The organism is Pseudomonas japonica, assembly GCF_013522925.1.
Lineage (GTDB): Bacteria > Pseudomonadota > Gammaproteobacteria > Pseudomonadales > Pseudomonadaceae > Aquipseudomonas > Aquipseudomonas japonica_A.
In genome coordinates this window covers 95,471-119,566 of the sequence record NZ_JAAMQU010000008.1, presented here as the reverse complement: position 1 = coordinate 119,566, position 24,096 = coordinate 95,471, and the positions used below count along the sequence as shown (strand labels likewise).

27 protein-coding genes are annotated in these 24,096 nt (G+C 61.5%); 16 read left to right on the top strand and 11 right to left on the bottom strand.

Annotated elements, in window-relative coordinates:
* Positions 1–5 precede the first annotated feature (5 nt).
* From ptsN to G7016_RS14490, 8 genes are all read right to left on the bottom strand, one after another.
* Entirely contained in the window at positions 6–470 is a 465-nt protein-coding gene (gene ptsN / locus G7016_RS14525) for a PTS IIA-like nitrogen regulatory protein PtsN (RefSeq protein WP_181115455.1), read from the bottom strand.
* A gap of 7 nt (positions 471–477) precedes the next feature.
* Entirely contained in the window at positions 478–786 is a 309-nt protein-coding gene (gene hpf, locus G7016_RS14520) for a ribosome hibernation-promoting factor, HPF/YfiA family (RefSeq protein ID WP_181115453.1), read from the bottom strand.
* Positions 787–915: 129 nt separating this feature from the next.
* Positions 916–2,424 (bottom strand): RNA polymerase factor sigma-54, encoded by a 1,509-nt coding sequence (locus G7016_RS14515; RefSeq protein ID WP_181115451.1) that lies wholly within the window; start codon positions 2,422–2,424, stop codon positions 916–918.
* Positions 2,425–2,558: 134 nt separating this feature from the next.
* Positions 2,559–3,284 (bottom strand): LPS export ABC transporter ATP-binding protein, encoded by a 726-nt coding sequence (gene lptB / locus G7016_RS14510; RefSeq protein WP_181115449.1) that lies wholly within the window; start codon positions 3,282–3,284, stop codon positions 2,559–2,561.
* Entirely contained in the window at positions 3,284–3,829 is a 546-nt protein-coding gene (lptA, locus tag G7016_RS14505) for a lipopolysaccharide transport periplasmic protein LptA (RefSeq protein WP_181115447.1), read from the bottom strand. Before lptA ends, lptB begins: the two co-directional genes overlap by 1 nt.
* On the bottom strand, positions 3,816–4,388 hold the full coding sequence (lptC, locus tag G7016_RS14500; protein WP_181115445.1) for an LPS export ABC transporter periplasmic protein LptC: 573 nt from the start codon (positions 4,386–4,388) through the stop codon (positions 3,816–3,818). The genes lptA and lptC overlap by 14 nt, the downstream gene beginning before the upstream one ends.
* A 6-nt stretch (positions 4,389–4,394) precedes the next feature.
* Positions 4,395–4,919, bottom strand: a complete 525-nt coding sequence (locus G7016_RS14495; protein ID WP_181115444.1) for a KdsC family phosphatase — start codon at positions 4,917–4,919, stop codon at positions 4,395–4,397.
* Positions 4,919–5,893, bottom strand: coding sequence for a KpsF/GutQ family sugar-phosphate isomerase (locus G7016_RS14490; RefSeq protein WP_181115442.1), 975 nt, complete (start codon positions 5,891–5,893; stop codon positions 4,919–4,921). The genes G7016_RS14495 and G7016_RS14490 overlap by 1 nt, the downstream gene beginning before the upstream one ends.
* A gap of 218 nt (positions 5,894–6,111) precedes the next feature.
* Between G7016_RS14490 and G7016_RS14485 the strand changes: the two genes are divergently transcribed.
* From G7016_RS14485 to hisC, 10 genes are all read left to right on the top strand, one after another.
* Positions 6,112–6,921, top strand: a complete 810-nt coding sequence (locus G7016_RS14485) for an ABC transporter ATP-binding protein (protein WP_181115440.1) — start codon at positions 6,112–6,114, stop codon at positions 6,919–6,921.
* A complete protein-coding gene (gene mlaE / locus G7016_RS14480; protein WP_181115438.1) occupies positions 6,921–7,718 on the top strand; it encodes a lipid asymmetry maintenance ABC transporter permease subunit MlaE in 798 nt (265 codons plus the stop codon). The genes G7016_RS14485 and mlaE overlap by 1 nt, the downstream gene beginning before the upstream one ends.
* Positions 7,718–8,185, top strand: coding sequence for an outer membrane lipid asymmetry maintenance protein MlaD (gene mlaD / locus G7016_RS14475; RefSeq protein ID WP_181115436.1), 468 nt, complete (start codon positions 7,718–7,720; stop codon positions 8,183–8,185). The genes mlaE and mlaD overlap by 1 nt, the downstream gene beginning before the upstream one ends.
* Positions 8,186–8,194: 9 nt before the next feature.
* Entirely contained in the window at positions 8,195–8,851 is a 657-nt protein-coding gene (locus tag G7016_RS14470; RefSeq protein WP_181115434.1) for an MlaC/ttg2D family ABC transporter substrate-binding protein, read from the top strand.
* Positions 8,848–9,150, top strand: coding sequence for an STAS domain-containing protein (locus G7016_RS14465; protein ID WP_181115432.1), 303 nt, complete (start codon positions 8,848–8,850; stop codon positions 9,148–9,150). The genes G7016_RS14470 and G7016_RS14465 overlap by 4 nt, the downstream gene beginning before the upstream one ends.
* A 106-nt stretch (positions 9,151–9,256) precedes the next feature.
* Entirely contained in the window at positions 9,257–9,496 is a 240-nt protein-coding gene (locus G7016_RS14460; RefSeq protein WP_181115430.1) for a BolA family protein, read from the top strand.
* Between the two features lie 21 nt (positions 9,497–9,517).
* The gene (gene murA, locus G7016_RS14455; protein ID WP_181115427.1) at positions 9,518–10,783 is read left to right on the top strand and encodes a UDP-N-acetylglucosamine 1-carboxyvinyltransferase; all 1,266 of its coding nucleotides are present in this window, start codon (positions 9,518–9,520) and stop codon (positions 10,781–10,783) included.
* A gap of 57 nt (positions 10,784–10,840) precedes the next feature.
* Complete coding sequence (hisG, locus tag G7016_RS14450) at positions 10,841–11,476, top strand: ATP phosphoribosyltransferase (protein ID WP_181115425.1); 636 nt, start codon at positions 10,841–10,843, stop codon at positions 11,474–11,476.
* Between the two features lie 123 nt (positions 11,477–11,599).
* Entirely contained in the window at positions 11,600–12,913 is a 1,314-nt protein-coding gene (hisD, locus tag G7016_RS14445) for a histidinol dehydrogenase (protein WP_181115423.1), read from the top strand.
* A 2-nt stretch (positions 12,914–12,915) separates the two neighbouring features.
* Entirely contained in the window at positions 12,916–13,965 is a 1,050-nt protein-coding gene (hisC, locus tag G7016_RS14440; protein ID WP_181115421.1) for a histidinol-phosphate transaminase, read from the top strand.
* A 59-nt stretch (positions 13,966–14,024) separates the two neighbouring features.
* Here hisC and algW read toward each other — a convergent pair whose 3' ends face one another.
* Entirely contained in the window at positions 14,025–15,188 is a 1,164-nt protein-coding gene (gene algW, locus G7016_RS14435; RefSeq protein WP_181115419.1) for a Do family serine endopeptidase AlgW, read from the bottom strand.
* Positions 15,189–15,299: 111 nt separating this feature from the next.
* Between algW and G7016_RS14430 the strand changes: the two genes are divergently transcribed.
* From G7016_RS14430 to cysN, 3 genes are all read left to right on the top strand, one after another.
* A complete protein-coding gene (locus G7016_RS14430) occupies positions 15,300–16,058 on the top strand; it encodes a Nif3-like dinuclear metal center hexameric protein (RefSeq protein WP_181115417.1) in 759 nt (252 codons plus the stop codon).
* Between the two features lie 137 nt (positions 16,059–16,195).
* On the top strand, positions 16,196–17,113 hold the full coding sequence (gene cysD / locus G7016_RS14425) for a sulfate adenylyltransferase subunit CysD (protein WP_181115415.1): 918 nt from the start codon (positions 16,196–16,198) through the stop codon (positions 17,111–17,113).
* Between the two features lie 14 nt (positions 17,114–17,127).
* A complete protein-coding gene (cysN, locus tag G7016_RS14420; protein ID WP_181115413.1) occupies positions 17,128–19,029 on the top strand; it encodes a sulfate adenylyltransferase subunit CysN in 1,902 nt (633 codons plus the stop codon).
* Between the two features lie 55 nt (positions 19,030–19,084).
* Here the strand turns inward: cysN and G7016_RS14415 are convergent, their stop codons facing one another.
* Complete coding sequence (locus tag G7016_RS14415) at positions 19,085–19,522, bottom strand: YhcB family protein (RefSeq protein WP_181115411.1); 438 nt, start codon at positions 19,520–19,522, stop codon at positions 19,085–19,087.
* A 174-nt stretch (positions 19,523–19,696) separates the two neighbouring features.
* On the opposite strand from G7016_RS14415, the gene G7016_RS14410 reads away from it, so the two are divergent.
* The 3 genes from G7016_RS14410 to zapE all read left to right on the top strand — a co-directional run bounded on the left by G7016_RS14410 (position 19,697) and on the right by zapE (position 22,894).
* Positions 19,697–20,332, top strand: coding sequence for an alpha/beta hydrolase (locus G7016_RS14410; protein ID WP_181115409.1), 636 nt, complete (start codon positions 19,697–19,699; stop codon positions 20,330–20,332).
* Between the two features lie 24 nt (positions 20,333–20,356).
* Positions 20,357–21,700 carry a tryptophan--tRNA ligase gene (locus G7016_RS14405; RefSeq protein ID WP_181115407.1) on the top strand — a complete coding sequence of 448 codons (1,344 nt, stop codon included), beginning with the start codon at positions 20,357–20,359 and terminating at the stop codon, positions 21,698–21,700.
* 99 nt (positions 21,701–21,799) lie between these two features.
* Entirely contained in the window at positions 21,800–22,894 is a 1,095-nt protein-coding gene (gene zapE / locus G7016_RS14400; RefSeq protein ID WP_181115404.1) for a cell division protein ZapE, read from the top strand.
* A 10-nt stretch (positions 22,895–22,904) separates the two neighbouring features.
* Here zapE and G7016_RS14395 read toward each other — a convergent pair whose 3' ends face one another.
* Positions 22,905–23,903, bottom strand: a complete 999-nt coding sequence (locus G7016_RS14395) for a GlxA family transcriptional regulator (protein ID WP_181115402.1) — start codon at positions 23,901–23,903, stop codon at positions 22,905–22,907.
* Positions 23,904–24,096 lie beyond the last annotated feature (193 nt).

The following is a 24,096-nucleotide window of genomic DNA, read 5'->3' as shown; positions in this document are numbered from 1 at the left end:
GCAGGTCACGCGCCGCTCTGGGTGCGCACCACCACCTGATACAGCGCTTCGCTGTCGGGGGCGGAACGCAACTGGTCACGCACGTCCTTGCGGTCGAGCATGCTGGCTATCTGGCGGAGTAATTCGAGGTGTGCATCGGTGGCCGCTTCCGGGACCAGCAGCACGAAGATCAGATCTACCGGGGCGCCGTCGATCGCGTCGAAGTCCACGGGTGCGTCCAGGTGCAACAAGGCACTCATCGGGCCCTGACAATTGGCGAGTCGGCAATGCGGGATGGCAATCCCATTGCCGAAACCGGTGGAGCCAAGCTTTTCACGGGCGATCAGGGCTTCGAACACAACCTGCTGGCTAACCTCGGGAAGGTCCCTATGAATCAAGGCAGCGATCTGTTCGAGTACGCGTTTTTTACTGCCGCCCGGCACGCTCACGAGGGAGCGGCCGGGGGTCAGGATGTTTTCTAGTCGGATCATTGGGGGGTCAGCGAGCGGCCGCACCTTGCAGGTGGCTCTGCTGTTTTTCCTTATACTTGAGCAATTGCCGATCGAGTTTATCAGTGAGAAGGTCGATTGCGGCGTACATGTCGTCGTGTTCTGCCTGAGCTACCACGTCGCACTTTGGAACCCGGAGGGTCGCTTCAACCCGCTGTTTCTGTTTTTCCACTTCCATGATCACCTCTACATTGGTGATCTTGTCGCAGTGCCGCTCAAGCTTGGCAAGTTTTTCGGTCATGTAGCTACGCATGGCTTCGGTCACATCCAGTTGATGCCCACTGATGTTGACTTGCATACCGCTTCTCCTTATTGCCAGTGCATAAAGAGGCAGGCGAAACCTGCCACTGAAACGCTGGTGGCATCCCGAGGTGCGGCGCTGGCTTACGTGCCTTGTGCCAGCGACTACGCGCGCTTCGGAACCAGGCTACATCAACCGCTTGCGTTCGCTGGACGGCGCAATCCCGAGGGATTCGCGGTACTTGGCGACAGTGCGGCGTGCTACCTGAATGCCTTGTGCCTCCAGTAAACCAGCGATCTTGCTGTCACTCAACGGCTTTTTCTGATTTTCCGCCGCCACCAGTTTCTTGATGATCGCCCGGATGGCTGTGGACGAGCATTCACCGCCTTCCGAGGTACTGACGTGGCTGGAGAAAAAGTATTTCAGCTCATATATCCCGCGGGGGGTGTGCATGTACTTCTGTGTCGTTACCCGGGAAATCGTCGATTCGTGCATGCCCACGGCCTCGGCGATGTCATGCAGTACGAGCGGTTTCATGGCCTCGTCGCCGTAGTCGAGGAAGCCTCGCTGATGTTCCACGATCTGGGTGGCCACCTTCATGAGGGTCTCGTTGCGGCTTTGCAGGCTTTTAATGAACCAGCGCGCTTCCTGCAACTGATTGCGCATGAAGGTGTTATCCGCGCTGCTGTCCGCCCGGCGCACAAAACCCGCGTACTGGGGGTTTACCCGCAGCCGCGGCACCGACTCCTGGTTCAGCTCCACCAGCCAGCGATCGCTGTCCTTGCGCACGATGACGTCCGGCACCACGTACTCGGGCTCGCTCGACTCGATCTGCGAGCCGGGGCGTGGGTTCAGGCTCTGGATAAGCTCGATCACCTGCCGAAGCTCATCTTCCTTGAGCTTCATCTTGCGCATCAGCTGGCTGTAGTCACGGCTACCCAGCAGCTCGATGTAATCGGTGACCAGCCGTTGGGCCTCGGCCAGCCAAGGGGTTTTCGCAGGCAGCTGGCGCAGTTGCAACGCCAGGCATTCGCCCAGGTTGCGCGCGGCGATCCCGGCAGGCTCGAACTGTTGGATGCGATGAAGCACGGCTTCGACTTCATCGAGTTCGATGTCCAGTTCGGGGTCGAACGACGCACAGATTTCCTCGAGGGTTTCTTCGAGGTAGCCCTGGTTGTTGATGCAGTCGATCAGGGTGACGGCGATCAGGCGGTCATTGTCGGACATCGGTGCCAGGTTCAGTTGCCACAGCAAGTGGCTCTGCAGGCTTTCTCCAACGGACGTACGGGTAGTGAAATCCCAGTCGTCGTCATCCCCGCTCGGCAGGCTGCTGGCACTGGTCTGGTAGATGTCTTCCCAGGCCGTGTCCACGGGCAGCTCATCGGGAATCCGCTCGCTCCAATCCGCCTCTTCGCCGCCCTCGGGCGCGCTGGAGGTTTCCTGGAAGCTGGTTTCCTGGAAAGGCGTTTCCTGGGGTTCGGCCGGCCCGGAATGTTCGGCCTTGTCGGCCAGCGGGTCGACGTTATCGAAGTCGTCGCCGTCTTCCTGGCGTTCGAGCATGGGGTTGGACTCAAGCGCCTCCTGAATCTCCTGCTGGAGGTCCAGGGTGGAAAGCTGGAGAAGGCGGATGGCCTGTTGCAACTGCGGTGTCATCGTCAGTTGCTGGCCCATTTTAAGGACAAGCGATGGTTTCATGGCGTGAGCTTGACACCCTGTTTGCCGGCGCTAGGCGCCATCCACAACGGGCGCTCCATTGGAGCGCCTGAACTTAAGCAAATTATATGCCCGAAACTGCCATGTTTGCCTAGGGGTCTTTACACTTGGAGCCCTTAAAGCCGGAACTCGTGCCCCAGGTACACTTCCTTCACCAAGTCATTGGCAAGGATAGTGGCCGAATCGCCCTCTGCAATCAATTGGCCATCGTTCACAATATAGGCGATTTCACAGATATCCAGGGTTTCGCGTACGTTGTGATCGGTAATAAGCACACCGATGCCCTTGGCCTTGAGGTGGTGGATGATCTGTTTGATATCGCCCACGGAGATCGGGTCTACGCCGGCAAAGGGTTCATCGAGCAGGATGAACTTGGGCGCGGTGGCCAGGGCGCGGGCGATTTCCACCCGGCGGCGCTCGCCACCGGACAGGCTCATGCCACGGTTGTCACGGATATGCGTGATATGGAATTCCTGAAGCAGGCTTTCCAATGCCTTGCGCCGACCGCTGGCGTCGAGGTCCTTGCGGGTTTCGAGGATCGCCATGATGTTGTCCGCCACCGAAAGCTTGCGGAAGATCGAGGCCTCCTGAGGCAGGTAGCCTATACCGGCCTTGGCGCGCCCGTGCATGGGCTGGTGGCTTACGTCGAGGTCGTCGATCAGCACCCTGCCCTGATCGGCCTGCACCAGCCCTACGATCATGTAGAAGCACGTGGTTTTACCGGCCCCGTTCGGCCCAAGCAGGCCAACGATCTGCCCGCTCTCGATGGAGAGGCTGACGTCTCTCACCACTTGCCGGCTTTTGTAGCTCTTGGCCAGATGCTGGGCCTTCAACGTCGCCATTACTGCGCCTTCTGCGGCTGGTCGGTTTTCTTCTTCGGCTGGATCACCATGTCGATGCGCGGGCGTGGCGCGGTGATCTTGGTGCCCGTGGCACGACCGGCATTTACCACCTGGCGAACCGTGTCGTACACGATTTTTTCGCCTTCGGAGGTGTTTCCGTCGTTGATGACCTTGGCCTTGTCGATCAGCACGATCCGGTCCTGGGACGCGAAGTACTGGATGGTCACGCCGTAGGCCTGCACGATGGGCTTGTCCACGGCAGGCTTCTGCTCGTAGTAGGCCAGGTTGCCGACGGCGGTGAATACATCCACATCACCATTGGCCGCACGTGTGACGGTCACCTTGTTGCCGGTGATCTTCATGGAGCCCTGGGTGATGACCACGCTGCCGGTATAGACCGCTACACCCTGCTTGTCGTCGAGTTGTGCGTCGTCGGACTGGATGTGGATCGGTTGGTCCCTGTCGGTCGGCAGCGCCAAGGCGTTCACGCTTCCCAGTGCCGCGCCCAGGCCAAGCAGGAAGGGGAGGGTTTTAACGAGCCTCATACTGTCCTCTTACAGTGGACAGCAAGTGGATCTTGCTGTCGTTCAAATACGCTTTCATTCCCTTGGCAGTCGTAACGCCACCGGCGCCGTCGATTCTAACGTCTTGGTCGGTTTCCGCATATTGCTTCTGCGGGAAGACCGTGGCGCGCGAGGTGGTGATTACGGTTGTGCGGTTCTTCTGGTCTGTGCGGTTGAGCCGCACGGCGTCGATGAGTTCGACCTGGGTGCCGTCCGGGTTCACCTCGGCACGCTCGCTCACCACATGCCAGGGGAAGGTGGTGCCTCGGTAGACGTCCATGACCGGCTTGGTCACGTGGGTGACTTCACTGGCCTTGAGGTGTTCGACCCTGTCGGCGGTCATTTCATACTGCATCTTGCCGTCGGGCAGGTACTGCACGGTGCGGGCGTTGATCGCATAGTAGTCGATGGTACTGGCGTCCACGCTCGCCCGGGGGTTGTCGAGGAACCGCTCGGGGCTGACGTTCCAGTAGCCGATGGCGATGAGCAGCGCCACCACCGGTACCGCAACGGCAAGCGCAAGCAACTTTCGGTTTTGCATGGGCACCTACAGGTATTTGTTCAGCGCGGCGTCCAGGTTTCCCTGGGCGCGCAGGATGAGTTCGCAATATTCGCGGGCAGCGCCTTCGCCGCCCCGGGCCTGGGTGACCCCATGGGCATGCCGGCGAACGAAATCGGCCGCGTTTGCCACCGCCATGCCCAGGCCTACCCGGCGCATCACCGGGAGGTCGGGAAGGTCGTCGCCAAGGTGCGCGACCTGCTCGTATGACAAGCCCAGCTGTTCCAGCAAGCCGTCGAGCACCACGAGCTTGTCCTCGCGGCCCTGAAAGAGATGGGGGATGCCCAGGTTGCGGGCGCGGCGCTCGGTGGCCGCGCTGGTGCGGCCGCTGATGATGGCTGTGGTAACGCCCGAGGCCATCAGCATTTTGATGCCCTGGCCGTCCAGCGTATTGAACGCCTTCATTTCGCTGCCGTCTTCAAGAAAGTAGAGGCGGCCATCCGTGAGCACGCCATCTACGTCGAAAATGGCGAGTTTGATCCGGCCAGCTCGCTCAAGCAGTGTGCGGTCCATTACACGACCCCCGCACGGAGGAAGTCATGCATGTTGACCGCGCCCACAGGGCGATCAGTGTGATCTACCACCACCAATGCGCCGATCTTGTGGTCCTCCATGATTTTCAGCGCCTGGGCGGCGAGCATGTCGGCGGTCACCGTCTTGCCATGGGCAGTCATGATCTGCTCGATCGGCGTAGCGTGTACGTCCAGGTTGCGGTCGAGGGTGCGACGCAGGTCACCGTCGGTGAACACGCCGGCAAGCCGGCCGTCCTCCTCCAGCACCACCGTCATGCCAAGGCCTTTTCGGGTCATTTCCATCAGCGCTTCCCGCAGCGGAGTGCCACGCGTCACGGTAGGCAGCGCCGCACCGGTGTGCATCAGTTGTTCCACCTTGAGCAACAAGCGACGCCCGAGCGCGCCTCCCGGGTGGGAGAACGCGAAATCCTCGGCCGTGAAGCCTCGCGCTTCGAGCAGGGCGACCGCCAGGGCATCCCCCAGCACCAGCGCCGCGGTGGTGGAGGAGGTGGGGGCCAGGTTCAGTGGGCAGGCTTCATGTTCTACCCTGGCGTCCAGGCTCGCTTCGGCCGCCTGGGCCAGGGTGGATTCCGGATTGCCCGTGAGGCTGATCAGCCGAATGCCCAGCCGCTTGATCAACGGCAACAAGGTGAGGATTTCTGCCGTGGTGCCCGAGTTGGACAGGGCCAGCACGATATCGTCGGGCGTGATCATGCCCATGTCGCCATGACTGGCTTCGGCCGGGTGAACGAAAAATGCCGGCGTGCCAGTGCTGGCCAGCGTGGCTGCGATCTTGCGCCCGATATGGCCGGATTTGCCCATCCCCATCACGACTACCCGCCCGCTGCTGCCCAGGATCATCTCGCAGGCGCGGACGAAGTCTGCATTTATATGCTCGAGCAGTCCTTCCACGGCCTTGATTTCAAGGCCGATGGTGCGCTGTGCCGACTGAATGAGATCGCGGGTCTGGTTCATGCGAGGCAGGTCGATCCGGAGAAAAGGCCGGGATTATATCCGGATTGCACACGTCGCGCACGAATCCCGCCACCCCTCTCGTGGCGGTTGGCGCCCCGCCGCGCGCTGTCACAAGCTGGGGTCGGTGATATAGTGCGCCGCTCGTCGATCCCGTCCGGCATGTGCCCTGGCCTCTGGCCCGCACGTCTGACTGGGGTGCCGCATCGCAAGGAGAACGAATGAGTGCCGAACAAGCCTACGCCGTGGAGCTGAAGGGGTTAACCTTCAAGCGAGGCGCGCGCAGCATTTTCCAGAACGTGGACATTCGCATCCCGCGCGGAAAAGTCACCGGTATCATGGGGCCGTCCGGCTCCGGCAAAACCACCCTCCTGCGGCTGATGGGGGCACAGTTGCGCCCCACGGCCGGCGAAGTGTGGGTCAATGGCCAGAACCTTCCGCAGCTATCGCGCAGTGATCTGTTCGATGCCCGCAAGCACATGGGGGTGCTGTTCCAGAGTGGCGCGCTGTTTACCGACCTGGACGTTTTCGAGAACGTGGCCTTTCCTTTGCGCGTGCACACCGACCTGCCGGAAGAAATGATCCGCGATATCGTGCTGATGAAACTCCAGGCCGTAGGCCTGCGAGGCGCCATCGAGCTGATGCCCGATGAGCTGTCCGGAGGCATGAAACGCAGGGTTGCACTGGCACGGGCCATCGCGATGGACCCGCAGATCCTCATGTACGACGAGCCGTTCGTGGGGCAGGACCCGATCGCCATGGGCATGCTGGTTCGCCTTATTCGCCTGCTCAATGATGCGCTCGGGATCACCAGCATCGTGGTTTCCCACGACCTGGCAGAAACCGCCAGCATCGCCGATTACCTGTACGTGGTCGGAGATGGTCAGGTACTTGGGCAGGGCACTCCGGCAGAGCTGATGGCCTCGGATAACCCGCGTATCCGCCAGTTCATGAAGGGCCAGCCGGATGGGCCGGTTCCTTTTCATTTTTCCGCGCCAGCCTTGGCCGACGATTTTCTGGGGAAGCGCTGATGCGCCACAGGTCATTATTGGAGCGGGTTCGCTTGTTGGGCAGAACCGTGATCGACGTGGTTGCCGGGCTAGGGCGCGCATCGCTGTTCCTGGGGCATGCACTGTTCAGCCGTGGCGGGATCTCGGGCGGCTTCGCGCTGCTGGTCCGTCAGCTGTATTCGGTGGGTGTGCTGTCCCTGGCCATTATCATCGTGTCAGGCATTTTCATTGGCGGTGTGCTATCGCTTCAGGGGTTCAGCATCCTTGCCAAGTACGGCTCGGAGCAGGCGGTCGGCCAGATGATCGCCTTGACCTTGCTTCGTGAGCTCGGCCCAGTGGTTACCGCGCTCCTGTTCGCCGGGCGGGCCGGCTCCGCGCTGGCGGCCGAAATCGGCAACATGAAGGCGACCGAGCAGCTTTCCAGCCTGGAAATGATCGGCGTCGATCCCCTCAAGTACATCGTTGCGCCACGCTTGTGGGCCGGGTTCATCTCGCTGCCTGTGCTTGCCGCGATGTTCAGCGTGGTGGGCATCTGGGGCGGTTCCTGGGTAGCGGTGGACTGGCTGGGCGTTTATGAGGGCTCGTTCTGGGCAAACATGCAGAACAGCGTCAGCTTCACCGAAGATGTGCTCAATGGCGTGATCAAAAGCGTGGTGTTCGCGTTCGTCGTCACCTGGATTGCCGTGTACCAGGGTTACGACTGCGATCCCACTTCCGAAGGGATCAGCCGAGCTACCACGCGCACCGTTGTTTATGCCTCCCTTGCGGTACTGGGGCTCGATTTCATTCTGACCGCTTTGATGTTTGGAGATTTCTGATGCAAAACCGCACCCTGGAAGTCGGTGTCGGCCTGTTTTTGCTGGCCGGGATCCTCGCCCTGCTGCTGCTGGCCCTTCGTGTCAGCGGGTTGTCGCCGGGCGCGGCACATGACACCTACAAGCTGTATGCCTACTTTGACAATATTGCCGGTTTGACGGTCAGAGCCAAGGTGACCATGGCCGGCGTGACCATTGGCAAGGTGGCTGCAATCGACCTGGATCGCGACACCTTTACCGGCCGGGTAACCCTGCAGCTGGACAAGAGCGTGGACAACTTGCCGGTGGATTCCACCGCGTCCATCCTCACCGCTGGGCTGCTGGGCGAGAAGTACATTGGCGTAAGCGTGGGCGGGGAGAGCGCTGTACTCAAAGACGGTCAGACAATTCACGACACACAATCCTCGCTGGTACTCGAGGACCTGATCGGCAAATTCCTGCTCAATAATGTGAGCAAAGAGGCGAAATAAGGAGTTCCAATGATATCCATTCTGCGTCGAGCCCTGGCCGCCATGTTGCTGGCCGTGCCCTTGCTGGCCACTGCCGCGCCCGCTACACCTGCCCATGATCTGGTGCAGAACACCACCCGTGAGCTGCTGGCGGACCTGAGCGCCAACCGGGAAAACTACCGCAGCAATCCCTCGGCCTTCTATGACGCACTCAACCGCATCGTAGGGCCGGTGGTCGATGCCGACGGCATTTCCCGCAGCATCATGACCGTGAAGTACTCGCGCAAGGCTACCCCCGAACAGATGGCGCGGTTCCAGGAAAACTTCCGCCGCAGCCTGTTCCAGTTCTATGGCAATGCCTTGCTGGAGTACAACAACCAGGGCATTACCGTAGACCCGCCCAAGGATGAAAGCGGTGACCGGACGTCTGTTGGCATGCAGGTAAAAGGCACCAACGGCGCGGTTTACCCGGTTTCCTACACCTTGGAAAAGGTGAATGGCGAGTGGAAGGTGCGTAACGTGATCGTGAACGGCATCAACATCGGCAAGCTGTTCCGTGATCAGTTCGCCGACGCGATGCAACGTAACGGCAACGACCTGGACAAGACCATCGACGGTTGGGCCGGTGAAGTGGCCAAGGCCAAGGATGTCGCTGGCGATCAGCCGCTTCAGCAGGGCCAGCAATGACTCTGGCCGCGGTCGAGCTGGCGCAAGGCGAGTTGCGCCTGTCGGGTGTTCTGGACTACCGCACCGGTGCCCGCTTGCGCCAGCAGGGGCAAGCCCTGGTCGGGCAAGTGCCGGGCAATGAGGTGCTGGTGGATTGTTCTGCGGTCGAAAAGGCCAGCAGCGTCGGCGTTTCGTTGTTGCTGGCCTTGAGCCGCGATGCCCGCGCCCTGGGCAAAGGCTTCAAGGTGCGTGGCCTTCCCCACGAGTTATGCCAGATCGCCGACGTGTGCGGCATCGCAGGCTTGCTCGAACGCGCGTAGTCTGTAAAACGAAGCAAAGCCCGCTTGGTCAGCCACCCTCGCAGCCAGCGGGCTTTTTTTGTATCATGGCCGACCCGCGCGCACAGGGCGCCGATCGAGGTTAAGCATGCAGGCCCTAGAAGTTAAAAGCTTCCTTGAAGCGAAGCTGCCCCAGGTCCAGGTGGAAGTAGAAGGCGAAGGCTGCAACTTCCAGTTGAACGTCGTCAGCGACGAGTTGGCCGCGCTGAGCCCGGTCAAGCGTCAGCAACAGATCTACACGCACCTGAACCCGTGGATCGCCGATGGCAGCATCCATGCCGTGACGATGAAATTTTTCACCCGCGCAGCCTGGGCTGAGCGCACCTGAGCCACAGGCTTCGAGAGTGTTATGGACAAACTGATTATTACCGGCGGCGCCCGCATCGATGGCGAAATCCGCATCTCCGGCGCGAAAAACGCTGCCTTGCCGATCCTTGCCGCCACCCTGCTGGCCGATGGCCCGGTCACGGTAGCGAACCTGCCGCACCTGCACGACATCACCACCATGATCGAGCTGTTCGGGCGCATGGGTATTGAGCCTGTGATCAACGAAAAGCTCGCGGTGGAAATCGACCCCCGGACCATCAAAACCCTGGTCGCGCCTTACGAGCTGGTGAAAACCATGCGCGCCTCGATCCTGGTGCTGGGTCCCATGGTGGCCCGCTTCGGTGAGGCCGAAGTGGCTTTGCCCGGAGGCTGTGCCATTGGCTCGCGCCCTGTCGACCTTCACATCCGTGGCCTTGAAGCCATGGGCGCGACCATCGACGTGGAAGGCGGCTACATCAAGGCCAAGGCGCCGGAAGGCGGCCTGCGTGGTGCCAACTTCTTCTTCGATACCGTGAGCGTGACCGGTACCGAGAACATCATGATGGCCGCTGCCCTGGCCAAAGGCCGCACCGTGCTGCAGAACGCCGCGCGTGAGCCGGAAGTGGTCGACCTCGCACACTTCCTCAATGCCATGGGCGCGAACGTCCAGGGCGCGGGTACCGACACCATCACCATTGATGGCGTCGAGCGTTTGCACTCTGCTACCTACAAGGTCATGCCGGACCGCATCGAGACCGGTACCTACCTCGTAGCGGCTGCTATCACTGGCGGCCGGGTCAAGCTCAAGGACACCGACCCTACCATCCTCGAAGCGGTGCTGGACAAGCTGCGTGAAGCTGGCGCGGAAGTGACCACCGGCAAGGACTGGATCGAGCTGAACATGCATGGCAAGCGCGCCCGGGCGGTCAACCTGCGCACGGCGCCGTACCCTGCATTCCCCACCGACATGCAGGCGCAGTTCATTTCCCTCAACGTGGTGGCAGAAGGCACCGGCGCGGTCATCGAAACCGTATTCGAAAACCGCTTCATGCACGTCTACGAGCTGCTGCGCATGGGCGCTCATATCCTCGTCGAGGGCAATACCGCGGTGGTTACCGGGGTCGATGGCCTCAAGGGCGCCCCCGTGATGGCCACCGACCTGCGCGCTTCGGCAAGCCTGGTGCTGGCTGCGCTGGTAGCCCAGGGCGACACGCTCATCGACCGCATCTACCACATCGACCGTGGTTACGAGTGCATCGAGGAAAAACTGCAAATGCTGGGTGCGAAGATCCGTCGCGTACCAGGCTAGGGCTAGACTCCGGGCCGGGTTCATCCGGCCCATTGTGAATAGGGATTCGCTTCTCCCATGCTGACCATCGCGCTGTCCAAGGGCCGCATTCTCGACGATACCCTGCCGTTGCTTGCCGCGGCCGGTATCGTCCCGACCGAGGATCCGGACAAAAGCCGCAAACTCATCATCCCCACAACCCAGGACGACGTTCGCCTGCTGATTGTGCGTGCCACCGACGTGCCAACCTATGTGGAACATGGCGCCGCCGACCTCGGCGTGGCCGGCAAGGATGTGCTCATGGAATACGGTGGCCAGGGGCTGTACGAGCCGCTGGACCTGAAAATCGCCTGCTGCAAGCTGATGACCGCCGGTGCCATCGGTGCGCCTGCTCCCAAAGGCCGGTTGCGGGTGGCCACCAAGTTCGTCAACGTGGCCAAGCGTTACTACGCCGAACAGGGCCGTCAGGTCGACATCATCAAGCTGTACGGCTCCATGGAGCTGGCGCCGCTGGTGGGGCTGGCCGACAAGATCATCGACGTGGTCGATACCGGCAACACCCTGCGCGCCAACGGCCTGGAACCCCAGGACCTGATTGCCACCATCAGTTCCCGCCTGGTGGTGAACAAGGCATCGATGAAAATGCAGCACGGGCGTATCCAGGCGTTGATCGACAGCCTGCGCCAGGCTGTGGAAGCACGACACCGCAGCTGACACCTTCAGCGCGCCGCTCTGGCGCGCTTCGCTATCCGCACCATAGCCAAAATGCTTAATGGCGGCGCGGTGGCCCTGCTAGATTAATCGTCCCGTTTCATTGCCCACTGTTTGAGGCCACTCATGACCACACCGACCGCCATCCGCCGACTTGACGCCACAACTCCGGACTTTGCGCGGCATCTGGATCATTTGCTGAGCTGGGAAAGCGTGTCTGACGAGTCGGTGAACGGGCGCGTGCTCGACATCATCAAGGCCGTGCGTGAACGCGGCGATGCTGCCGTAGTTGAATTCACCCAGCGCTTCGATGGGCTGCAAGCGGCCGCCATGTCGGAGCTGATCCTCCCTCGGGCACGCCTGGAGCAAGCGTTGGAGCGCATCACCGCTGCGCAGCGCGAAGCGCTCGAAACGGCCGCCGCCCGGGTACGTAGCTACCACGAGAAGCAGAAGCAGGATTCCTGGAGCTACACCGAGGCCGACGGCACCGTGCTGGGCCAACAGGTTACTCCGCTCGACCGTGCTGGCTTGTACGTGCCCGGCGGCAAGGCGAGCTACCCCTCTTCAGTACTGATGAACGCCATTCCAGCCAAAGTGGCCGGCGTGCCTGAAGTGGTAATGGTCGTGCCCACGCCACGTGGCGAGGTGAACGAGCTGGTATTGGCGGCGGCCTGCATCGCTGGCGTGGACCGGGTGTTCACCATCGGCGGCGCCCAGGCGGTTGCTGCCTTGGCGTATGGCACCGAAAGCGTGCCTCGCGTGGACAAGATCGTCGGCCCGGGCAACATCTATGTGGCGACCGCCAAGCGCCATGTGTTCGGGCAGGTGGGCATCGACATGATCGCCGGCCCGTCGGAAATTCTCGTGGTGTGCGATGGCGGCACCGATCCGGACTGGATCGCCATGGACCTGTTCTCCCAGGCCGAACACGACGAAGACGCCCAGGCTATCCTGGTGAGCCCCGACCAGGGCTTCCTGGATCAGGTTGCCGCGAGCATCGACAAGCTGCTGCCTACCATGGAGCGGGCCGAAATCATCCGCACATCGCTGACCAACCGTGGTGCCCTGATCAAAGTGGCAGACATGGCCCAGGCCATCGAGGTGGCCAACCGTATCGCACCTGAGCATCTGGAGCTTTCGGTTGAGGAACCGCGCCAGTGGTTGCCGCAGATTCGACACGCGGGCGCCATCTTCATGGGCCGCCACACCAGCGAAGCGCTGGGCGACTATTGCGCGGGCCCCAACCACGTATTGCCCACTTCCGGCACAGCGCGCTTCTCCTCGCCGCTGGGCGTGTACGACTTCCAGAAGCGCTCTTCCATCATTTTCTGTTCGGAACAGGGCGCGTCCGAGCTCGGCCGTACCGCCTCGGTACTGGCACGCGGCGAATCGTTGAGCGCGCACGCCCGTAGCGCGGAATACCGGATCAAGGAAGCCTGACCATGAGCAAATTCTGGAGCCCCTTCGTCAAGCAACTGGTGCCTTACGTGCCGGGCGAGCAGCCGAAACTGACCAACCTGGTGAAGCTGAACACCAACGAGAACCCTTATGGCCCTTCGCCTCACGCGCTGGAAGCCATGCGGGCGGAGATCGGCGATACCTTGCGGCTGTATCCGGACCCGAACGGAGACCGCTTGAAGCAGGCCGTAGCCGCGTTCTATGGCGTGCAGCCGGGGCAGGTGTTCGTGGGCAACGGCTCGGACGAAGTGCTGGCGCACATCTTCCATGGGCTTTTCCAGCAGGAGCGGCCGTTGCTGTTCCCGGACATCAGCTACAGCTTCTACCCGGTGTACTGCGGCCTGTATGGCATCGACTTCGAGCAGGTGCCTCTGAACGAAGCGTTCCAGATCACTGCGGCCGATTACGCCAGGCCCAACGGTGGCATCATTTTCCCCAACCCCAACGCGCCTACTGGCTGCCTGCTGGCGCTGGATGCGATCGAGGCAATCCTCCAGGCCAGCCCGGATTCGGTGGTGGTAGTGGACGAGGCGTACATCGACTTTGGCGGCGAAACAGCCATTTCCCTGGTCGACCGCTACCCGAACCTGCTGGTGACCCAAACCCTGTCCAAATCCCGCTCTCTCGCGGGCTTGCGGGTTGGTTTGGCGGTGGGCCATCCGGATTTGATCGAAGCGTTGGAGCGGGTGAAGAACAGCTTCAACTCCTACCCGATCGACCGGATCGCGTTGGCAGGCGCCGCCGCGGCATTTGAAGACCGCGCCTGGTTCGAGCACACTCGCAATCAAGTGATCGCGAGCCGGGAGGCGCTTGCCGCCGAGCTGCAGCAGCGCGGTTTCGAAGTGCTACCGTCCGGCGCGAACTTTATCTTTGCCCGTCATCCGCAGCGAGACGCCGCAGAGATTGCTGCCCAATTGCGCGAGCGCAGCGTGATCGTGCGGCATTTCAAGCAGCCACGTATCGCTCAGTTCTTGCGCATTACCATCGGCACCCCTGAGCAGAACCAGGCACTGCTGGACGCATTGCACGACTAACCCTTTCGCAGGCTTCGCTGGGTGGCCGGCCCCTGGCTTGCGCAAGGGGCCGGGCTGGCTTAATTGCCTTCCTTGGGAGCCGCCGCAGGGGCGGGCGGTGGGCGCAAGCCTACCTCGGCCGTAAGCTTCAGGGTTTTGCCATTGCGCATGACGTCGATGCCGATCCGGTCGCCCGGTTTGGTGCGGGCGACCTGGTTCATGGATTTGCGCCCATCCGCCGCAGGCTCGTTATCGATGCTCAGGATCACGTCACCCAGCTGCAGGCCTGCCTTCTGGGCCGGGCCGTCGCGGAAGATACCTGCCACGACAATGCCGGGCCGATCTTTCAAGCCGAAGGATTCAGCCAGGTCTTCGGTCAGCGGCTGCACTTCGATCCCCAGCCAACCACGAATCACCTGCCCGTGCTCGATGATGGATTTCATCACCTCCAGCGCGAGCTTGGTGGGAATGGCGAAGCCAATGCCCTGGCTGCCGCCGGATTTGGAGAAGATCGCGGTGTTGATGCCGGTAAGGTTGCCATTGGCATCCACCAGCGCGCCGCCGGAGTTACCCGGGTTAATCGCCGCATCGGTCTGGATGAAGTCCTCGTAGGTGTTGAGCCCCAGCTGATTGCGGCCGGTGGCGCTGATGATGCCCATGGTTACCGTTTGCCCGACGCCGAAGGGGTTGCCGATGGCCAATGCCACGTCGCCGATGCGCAGGCTGTCCGAGCTGCCGATGGTGATGGCCGGAAGGTTCTTGAGGTCGATCTTCAGCACCGCCAGGTCTGTTTCCGGGTCGCTGCCAATCACGCGCGCGAGGGTTTCCCGGCCGTCCTTGAGGGCTACCACGATCTGGTCCGCGCCGGACGTGACATGGTTGTTGGTGAGCAGGTAGCCCTCCGGGCTCATGATCACCGCCGAACCGAGGCTCGATTCCCAGCGGCGTTGGCGAGGGAGGTTGTCGCCGAAGAAGCGGCGAAATTGCGGATCCTCGAACATGGCCTGGGACGATTTGTTCACTACCTTGGTGGTGTAGAGGTTGACCACCGCCGGGGCGGCCAGGGTCACGGCGTCTGCGTAGGAAACGGGGCCCTGCATCACGGTCGCGGACTGCGGCGCCTGCTGCAGGTTGACGTCCTGGCTAGGTAACCCCACCCATTCGGGAAAGCGCAGGATAATCAGCAGTGCGACAAGAATGCCGGTCAGTAACGGCCAGCTGAAATAACGCAAGGCAATCGACATCAGGGGTTCCTAAAAAGGTAACAGCGTTTCCACCCGGCCGAGGGGCGGCTCATAATGGCGGCCATTATACGAGCGCCACGCCGCCCGCAAACTGCCTTTATGGAGACTTTTATGGCCGTATCGTTAAGCACCCTTGTGGAGGAGGCCGACCGCTACCTGGGTAGCGCGAAAATCCCCGACTATTGCCCCAACGGCTTGCAGGTAGAAGGGCGCCCACAGGTGCGCAAGATCGTCAGCGGCGTGACGGCCAGCCAGGCATTGCTCGATGCCGCCGCGGGTGCAGGGGCTGACCTGGTGCTGGTGCATCACGGGTACTTCTGGAAGGGTGAAAACCCCTGCATCACCGGCATGAAGCATCGGCGCCTCAAAACATTGCTCAGGCACGACATGAGCCTGTTGGCTTATCACTTGCCCCTCGATGTTCATCCCGAGGTCGGCAACAACGTGCAGCTTGCCCAGCGCCTGGGCCTGACGGTCGAAGGCCCGCTTGACCCCTCCAATCCAAAGGTGGTCGGCCTGGTTGGCTCGCTGGACGTGCCGCAAACGGGGCTGGAGTTCTCCCGCCGCGTGGCGCAGGTGCTCGGCCGTGAGCCGTTGGTGGTATGCAGCGGCCAGACCGTGCGGCGGGTAGGGTGGTGCACTGGCGGAGGCCAAGGGTATATCGACACCGCTATCGAAGCGGGGGTAGACCTGTACCTTACCGGCGAGGCCTCCGAGCAAACCTTTCACAGCGCCTGCGAAAACAATGTTTCATTCATTGCGGCTGGGCATCATGCCACTGAGCGGTACGGGGTGCAGGCGCTGGGCGAGTATCTGGCCCAGCGTTTCGCCATCGAGCACGTTTTCATCGACTGCCCGAACCCGGTTTAGGGCTAAAACCAGGGGGTATATGCTCATACCTTTTGGGTCTAAGCAGGGCCCCTTATATGCCAGGGCCCTGTGATAGAGTGGCCGGCTCGAACACGGCCCGCTGGCCGTCCCATCTGCAACGCAATCCGTGAGTAGCCATGGTCGATAAACTGACGCACTTGAAACAGCTCGAGGCGGAAAGCATCCACATCATCCGTGAAGTGGCAGCCGAGTTCGACAACCCGGTAATGCTTTACTCCATCGGTAAAGACTCCGCCGTCATGCTGCACCTGGCGCGCAAGGCCTTTTTCCCGGGCAAGCTGCCGTTCCCCGTGATGCACGTGGATACCCAGTGGAAGTTTCAGGAGATGTACAAGTTCCGGGATCGCATGGTCAAGGAAATGGGCCTGGACCTGCTGGTTCACGTGAACCCGGAAGGGGTGGCACAGGGTATCAACCCCTTCACCCACGGTAGCTCCAAACACACCGATATCATGAAAACCCAGGGCCTGAAGCAGGCGCTGGACAAGTACGGATTCGACGCGGCCTTTGGTGGCGCCCGCCGCGACGAAGAAAAGTCCCGGGCCAAGGAACGTGTGTATTCCTTCCGCGACAGCAAGCACCGCTGGGACCCCAAGAACCAGCGCCCCGAGCTGTGGAACCTCTACAACGGCAAGGTGAACAAGGGCGAGTCCATTCGCGTGTTCCCGCTGTCGAACTGGACCGAGCTGGACATCTGGCAGTACATCTACCTGGAACAGATCCCGATCGTGCCGCTGTACTTCGCGGCCGAACGTGAAGTGATCGAAAAGAACGGCACGCTGATCATGATCGACGACGATCGTATCCTCGAGCACCTTTCCGATGAAGAGAAGGCCAGGATCGTCAAGAAAAAGGTCCGCTTCCGTACCTTGGGCTGCTATCCGCTTACCGGCGCGGTGGAGTCCGATGCGCAAAGCCTGACCGATATCATCCAGGAAATGCTCCTGACGCGCACATCCGAGCGCCAGGGCCGCGTGATCGACCACGATGGCGCCGGCTCCATGGAAGACAAGAAACGTCAGGGCTACTTCTAAATCAGGGTCTAAACATGTCGCACCAATCCGAATTGATCAGCGAGGACATCCTCGCTTATCTGGCCCAGCACGAACGCAAGGAACTGCTGCGCTTTCTGACCTGCGGGAACGTGGACGACGGCAAGAGCACCCTGATCGGGCGCTTGCTGCACGATTCCAAGATGATCTACGAGGATCACCTCGAAGCCATCACGCGTGACTCCAAGAAGGTCGGTACCACTGGCGATGAAGTGGACCTGGCGCTGCTCGTAGACGGCTTGCAGGCCGAGCGCGAGCAAGGCATCACCATCGACGTGGCCTACCGCTACTTTTCTACCGCCAAGCGCAAGTTCATCATTGCCGACACCCCCGGCCATGAGCAGTACACGCGGAACATGGCCACAGGCGCCTCTACTTGCGACCTGGCGATCATCCTTGTGGACGCGCGTTACGGCGTGCAAACCCAAACCCGCCGCCACAGCTATATCGCCTCCCTGCTGGGCATCAAGCACATCGTGGTCGCCATCAACAAGATGGACCTCAAAGGGTTCGATGAAGGCGTGTTCGAAAGCATCAAGGCCGATTACCTGCAGTTTGCCGAGGCGATCAAGCTGGCGCCGTCGAGCCTGCATTTTGTGCCGATGTCGGCCCTCAAGGGCGACAACGTGGTCAACCGCAGCGAGCGTTCGCCGTGGTACACCGGCCCCGCGTTGATGGAAATTCTCGAAACGGTCGAAGTGGCTGCTGACCGCAACCTCACCGACCTGCGCTTCCCCGTGCAGTACGTCAACCGCCCGAACCTTAATTTCCGTGGGTTCGCTGGCACGCTGGCAAGCGGTGTGGTGCACAAGGGCGACGAAGTGGTGGTGCTGCCGTCCGGCAAGAGCAGCCGCGTGAAATCCATCGTCACCTTCGAAGGCGAACTGGAGCAGGCAGGGCCGGGCCAGGCCATTACCCTGACCATGGAAGACGAAATCGATATCTCCCGTGGCGACTTGCTGGTGCATGCCGACAACGTGCCCCCGGTTACCGACCAGTTCGACGCCATGCTGGTGTGGATGTCCGAAGAGCCGATGCTCCCGGGCAAGAAATACGACATCAAGCGCGCTACCAGCTATGTGCCAGGTTCCATTGCCAGCATCACGCACCGCGTGGACGTAAACACGCTCGAAGAGGGCCCGGCGAGCGCCCTGGCGCTGAACGAAATCGGAAAGGTAAAAGTGGCACTGGATTCGTCCATCGCCCTGGACGGTTACGCCAGCAATCGCACTACCGGTGCCTTTATCGTAGTGGATCGCCTCACCAACGGTACCGTTGGCGCGGGCATGATCATCGCGCCGCCTGTGGTGCCTCACGGTACGGCGGGTGCCCATGGTGCGTTGGCCCATGTGAGCGTGGAAGAGCGCGCCCTGCGCTTCGGCCAGAAGCCGGCCACCGTGCTGTTTACCGGGCTTTCCGGGGCTGGCAAGAGCACCCTGGCCTATGCCGTGGAGCGCAAGCTGTTCGACTCCGGCCGCGCCGTGTTCGTACTCGATGGGCAAAACCTGCGTCATGACCTGAACAAGGGCCTGCCGCAGGATCGCGCCGGGCGCACCGAGAACTGGCGCAGGGCGGCTCATGTTGCTCGTCAGTTCAACGAGGCTGGCTTGCTTACCCTGGCGGCATTCGTAGCGCCCGATGGTGAAGGCCGTGCCCAGGCACGGGACCTGATCGGCAGTGATCGGCTGATCACCGTGTACGTTCAGGCGTCGCCCCAGGTATGTGCCGAGCGTGACCCGCAGGGCCTCTACGCAGCCGGGCAGGACAACATTCCCGGCGAGTCCTTCCCCTACGACATTCCGCTGGATGCCGACCTTGTGGTCGATACCCAGGCGGTGTCGGTGGAAGAGGGCGTGAAGCAGGTCATCGAGCTGCTGCGCGCGCGCGGAGCGATCTGAGTTCGGGAAAGCTATTGCCGCAACGAAAAAGGGCCTCATCCGAGGCCCTTTTTCATTACTTGCGTTTCAACCCGTACTGCTCGTCGAGCATGCCCGGCGTGCCGGGCCCTTTGGGCGCGTAGTCCTTCGGAACTTCCTGGTCACGGGGCGGGGTGAGCCGGTCACGTGGCGGCTGGTTGGCGTCCGAATGCAGGGCGGCCAGCAGCCGCTGGCGAGTAAGCTCATCCAGGGCAAGGTGGTTCGCACCCTCGGCCAGATGATCCTGAACTTCCTGATAGCTCTGAGTGAGCTTTTTGACCAGAATGGCGGTGCTGTTGAAATGCGTCACCACCTCGTGCTGGTAGTTGTCGAATTTCTTCTGCAGGTCATCCAGCTGGCGCTGAGTGCCGCCTGGTACGGCGTTGGGGGCATGGCGAGCAATGAGGAAGCCCACGATGACACCCACAACCAGAGCCAGGGTGGGGAGCAACCAAACCAAGAGCGAGTGTTCCACGAGTCCTTCCTCTATAAACGGCTTTGCATTACGTTAACGGCTCGCACCCGCGCTGTATACCGCAACGGGCCTTGAAAAGCGCAGCGCTGCGCCGGGCCTTGCCTCAAGGCCTGTACAGGCACAAACCGATAGCTAGACGAGTCGACCCTCGTGAGGGTCACGGAGTTCATACCCTTGCTGATCCGCGAAAACCCCCTGATGCTCGACGGCCCGGTTGGCCAGCTCGAAGCACTCTACCTCGAAGTTCCCGAGCCACGCGGGCTGGCGCTGCTCTGCCATCCGAACCCGGAGCAGGGTGGCACCATGCTCAACAAGGTCATGTCTACCTTGCAACGTACCGCGCGCGACGCCGGTTACATCACGTTGCGATTCAACTACCGAGGCACGGGCAGCAGCGCCGGCGCCCATGACATGGGCCTGGGCGAGGTGGACGATGCCAACGCGGCCGCCAATTGGCTACGCATTCGTCATCCGGGCCTGCCGCTCACGCTGCTGGGCTTTTCCTTTGGCGGCTTCGTGGCAGCCACACTCGCTGGCCGCCTTGAGCGCCAGGGTGCGCAGTTGCGGCATTTGTTCATGTGCGCCCCCGCGGTGATGCGCTTGCGAGCAGAAGAACCCCTCCCGGAGCGCTGTCCTATCACGGTGGTTCAGCCGGAAAACGACGAAGTGGTCGACCCGTCGCTGGTCTATCAGTGGTCCGATGCGCTGGAGCGGCCCCACGAACTGTTGAAAGTGGCAGAATGCGGCCACTTCTTTCATGGCAAACTCACAGACCTCAAAGACCTGGTTTCGCCGCGCCTTGCCCCTTGAATGCAGCCTGATAAGCGATCACCCATGACCACCCGTATTCTCACTGGTATCACCACCACCGGCACGCCCCACCTGGGCAACTACGCCGGCGCCATTCGCCCGGCTATCGAGGCCAGCCGTCAGAGCGGTATGGATTCGTACTACTTCCTGGCCGACTACCACGCCCTGATCAAATGCGATGACCCGCTGCGCATCCAGCGCTCGCGCTTGGAAATCGCAGCCACCTGGCTGGCCGGTGGGCTGGATGTGGAGCGCGCTACCTTCTACCGGCAGTCCGATATACCAGAGATCCCTGAGCTGACCTGGCTGCTCACGTGTGTGGCCGCCAAGGGTTTGCTCAACCGCGCCCATGCCTACAAGGCTTCAGTGGACAAGAACCTGGAGGCAGGGGAAGACCCGGACGCCGGGGTGACCATGGGTCTGTACAGCTATCCGGTGCTGATGGCCGCGGACATCCTCATGTTCAATGCCCACAAGGTACCGGTCGGCCGCGATCAGATTCAACACGTTGAAATGGCGCGTGACATCGGCCAGCGCTTCAACCACCTGTTCGGCAAAGGCAAAGAATTGTTCGTACTGCCCGAGGCAGTCATCGAGGAAAGCGTGGCTACGCTGCCTGGCCTGGACGGCCGCAAGATGTCCAAAAGCTACGACAACACCATTCCGTTGTTCAGCAGCCCCAAGCAGCTCAAGGACGCCATTGCCCGGATCGTGACCGACTCCCGCGCCCCCGGTGAGCCGAAAGACCCGGACAGCAGCCACCTGTTCACGCTGTACAGCGCGTTCGCGACCCCGGCGCAAACCGAGGAATTTCGCGGCCACCTGCTGGGCGGGCTGGGGTGGGGTGATGCCAAGCAGCGACTGTTCACCTTGCTTGACAGTGAGCTGGGCGAAGCCCGCGAGCGCTATCATCAGTTGATCGAGCGCCCCGCAGACCTCGAAGACATCCTCCAGGCTGGCGCGATCAAGGCCCGCAAAACCGCCACCCCGTTCCTCGAACAGCTGCGCGAAGCCGTTGGCCTGCGCTCTTTCCGCGCGCAGGTTGTCGGGGCGGGCGAAGCACGCAAGAAAACCGAAAAGGCCGCCCGTTTCGTGAGCTTCCGCGAACAGGACGGCACCTTCCGCTTCCGCCTGCTCAGCGCCGACGGCGAGCAATTGCTGCTGTCCCGGCCATTCGCCGACGGCAAGCAGGCGGGTGCGGCGAGCAAGCGATTGCAGGAAGGAAATCCCGACCTGCGTGCTGAAGGCAGCGGCTTCGGCCTATGGCTGGACGACGCTTGCGTGGCGGACAGCCCTGAGTTTGCCGATCAAGCCACCCGCGATCTCGCCATTGATGCCGTACGTCAGGCGCTTCGCCCGCAGGCCTGAGTGCCCTGGGGGCCGCGGCGATTGGTCGCGGCCTTGATTGCCATCCCGAAGGGCCGCCGTTAAAGTGGCGGCCCGGTTTTAAAGCCTCGCAGACGACTTATGACGCCTCTTGAACGATACCAAGCTGACCTGAAACGTCCTGATTTCTTCCACGATGCGGCGCAGGAAACAGCGGTTCGCCATCTGCAGCGCCTGTATGACGACCTGATCGCCGCCAGCCAGGCCAAGCCGGGGCTGCTGGGCAAGCTGTTCGGCAAGAAAGAAGCAGCGCCGGTCAAGGGCCTGTATTTCTGGGGCGGCGTAGGCCGGGGGAAAACCTACCTGGTCGATACCTTCTTCGAAGCGCTGCCGTTCAAGGAAAAGACCCGCACCCACTTCCACCGCTTCATGAAGCGCGTGCACGAGGAAATGAAAAACCTCAAGGGCGAGAAAAACCCACTCACTCTTATCGCCAAGCGTTTCGCTGACGAGTCGCGCGTCATCTGTTTCGATGAATTCTTCGTGTCCGATATCACGGACGCCATGATCCTCGGCACCCTGATGGAAGAGCTGTTCAAGCATGGCGTCACGCTGGTCGCTACCTCGAACATCGTGCCGGATGGTCTGTACAAGGACGGTTTGCAGCGCGCCCGTTTCCTGCCCGCGATCGCCCTGATCAAGCAGAACACCGAAGTGGTCAATGTCGACAGCGGCGTCGATTACCGCTTGCGACACCTTGAGCAGGCTGAATTGTTCCATTTCCCACTCGACGAAGCCGCCGAGAAGAGCCTTCGCGACAGCTTCCGTGCCCTCACCCCCGAATGCACGCAAGCGGTCGAGAACGATGTGCTGATGATCGAGAACCGTGAAATCCGCGCCGTGCGTACTTGTGACGATGTGGCCTGGTTCGACTTCCGCGCGCTGTGCGATGGCCCCCGCAGCCAGAACGACTACATCGAGCTGGGCAAGATCTTCCATGCGGTGATCCTGAGCGGCGTGGAGCAGATGGGCGTTGCCACCGACGACATCGCCCGGCGCTTTATCAATATGGTCGACGAGTTCTACGATCGGAACGTGAAGCTGATCATTTCGGCGGAAGTGGAACTCAAGGACCTGTATTCAGGTGGCCGACTGAACTTCGAATTCCAGCGCACGCTCAGCCGCTTGCTGGAAATGCAATCGCATGAGTTCCTTTCCCGGGCGCACAAGCCCTGATACAGCGCTGTCAGGCGGTTTGCGCCACATAGCGCTGGCGGTACTGGTTCGGCGACGCGCCGGTGTGTTGCCGAAATAGCCGCGCGAAGAAGCTGGCGTCGTCATAGCCTACTTCGTAGCTGATGGTCTTGACGCTCTTCGCGCTGCTGGAGAGCAGCCCCTTGGCTGTCTCGATGCGCAAGCGTTGCAGGTAGTGAAGGGGTTTATCGCCCGTGGCGGCCTGGAACCTGCGCATGAAGTTGCGAATGCTCATGCCGTGGTCCCGGGCCAGGTCCTCGAAGCGAAACTTCTTCGCAAAATGCGCCTCCAGCCAGTGCTGTATCTGCAACACCTGCGGATCCTGGTGCAGCTTCTGGCCGCCGAAACCGATGCGGCCTGGCGCGTAAGTGCGGCGCACTTCATGGAGTATGTCCCTGGCCACGCCCTGGGCAACCGATGCGCCACAAAACCGTTCGATCAGGTAGATGTACAGATCGGAGGCTGAGGTCAGGCCTGCGGCGCAGTAGAGATTGTCAGCGTCGGTCAGGTGCTTGTCGCGGGTCAGCTTCACCTGCGGGTACCGTTCGGCGAACCGGTCGAAGAAGCGCCAGTAGGTGGTCGCTTCCTTGCCATTCAACAGCCCTGCCTCGGCCATCCAGAATACCCCGTTCGCCTCGCCGCAGATTACCGCGCCGCGGGCGTGCTGTTCGCGTAGCCAAGGCACTACCTGCGGCGCGCGGGCAAACATCGGGTCGATCCCGTCCGAAAATGCAGGCAGTACGATTACATCGGCGTCTTCCAGCCCGGCATCAACGCTGATGGAGGTGCCGCTGAAGGTCATTACCTGCTCGCCGCCTGGGCTGACCAGGCACGTCTCGTAGGCCGGGGTGAGGCCAAGACCCGACTCGCGACCGTATCGAAGGCTGGCAAGATGAAAAAAGTCCTTGGCCTGGGTGAGCGTGGAAGCAAATACCTGGTCGGTGGCGAGGATAGCGACACGGCGCAGCGGAAGAGCGGGCAGTACGGGCATGGATTGTTGTTCTTGTTAAGGGGAAACGGTCATTTGTTGGCACTATCGTCTTGGTTTTGCGCCCAGCTGTCCAGCCGGCCATTGCGTTAACGCCGGCACTGAAAAAGTCGCTTGATGTTTTCGCTGTAATCCGGATAATTCGCCTGCTCTGCACGCGGAGGAAGTGATGCCCCTCCACGAACAGGCCCTTTGC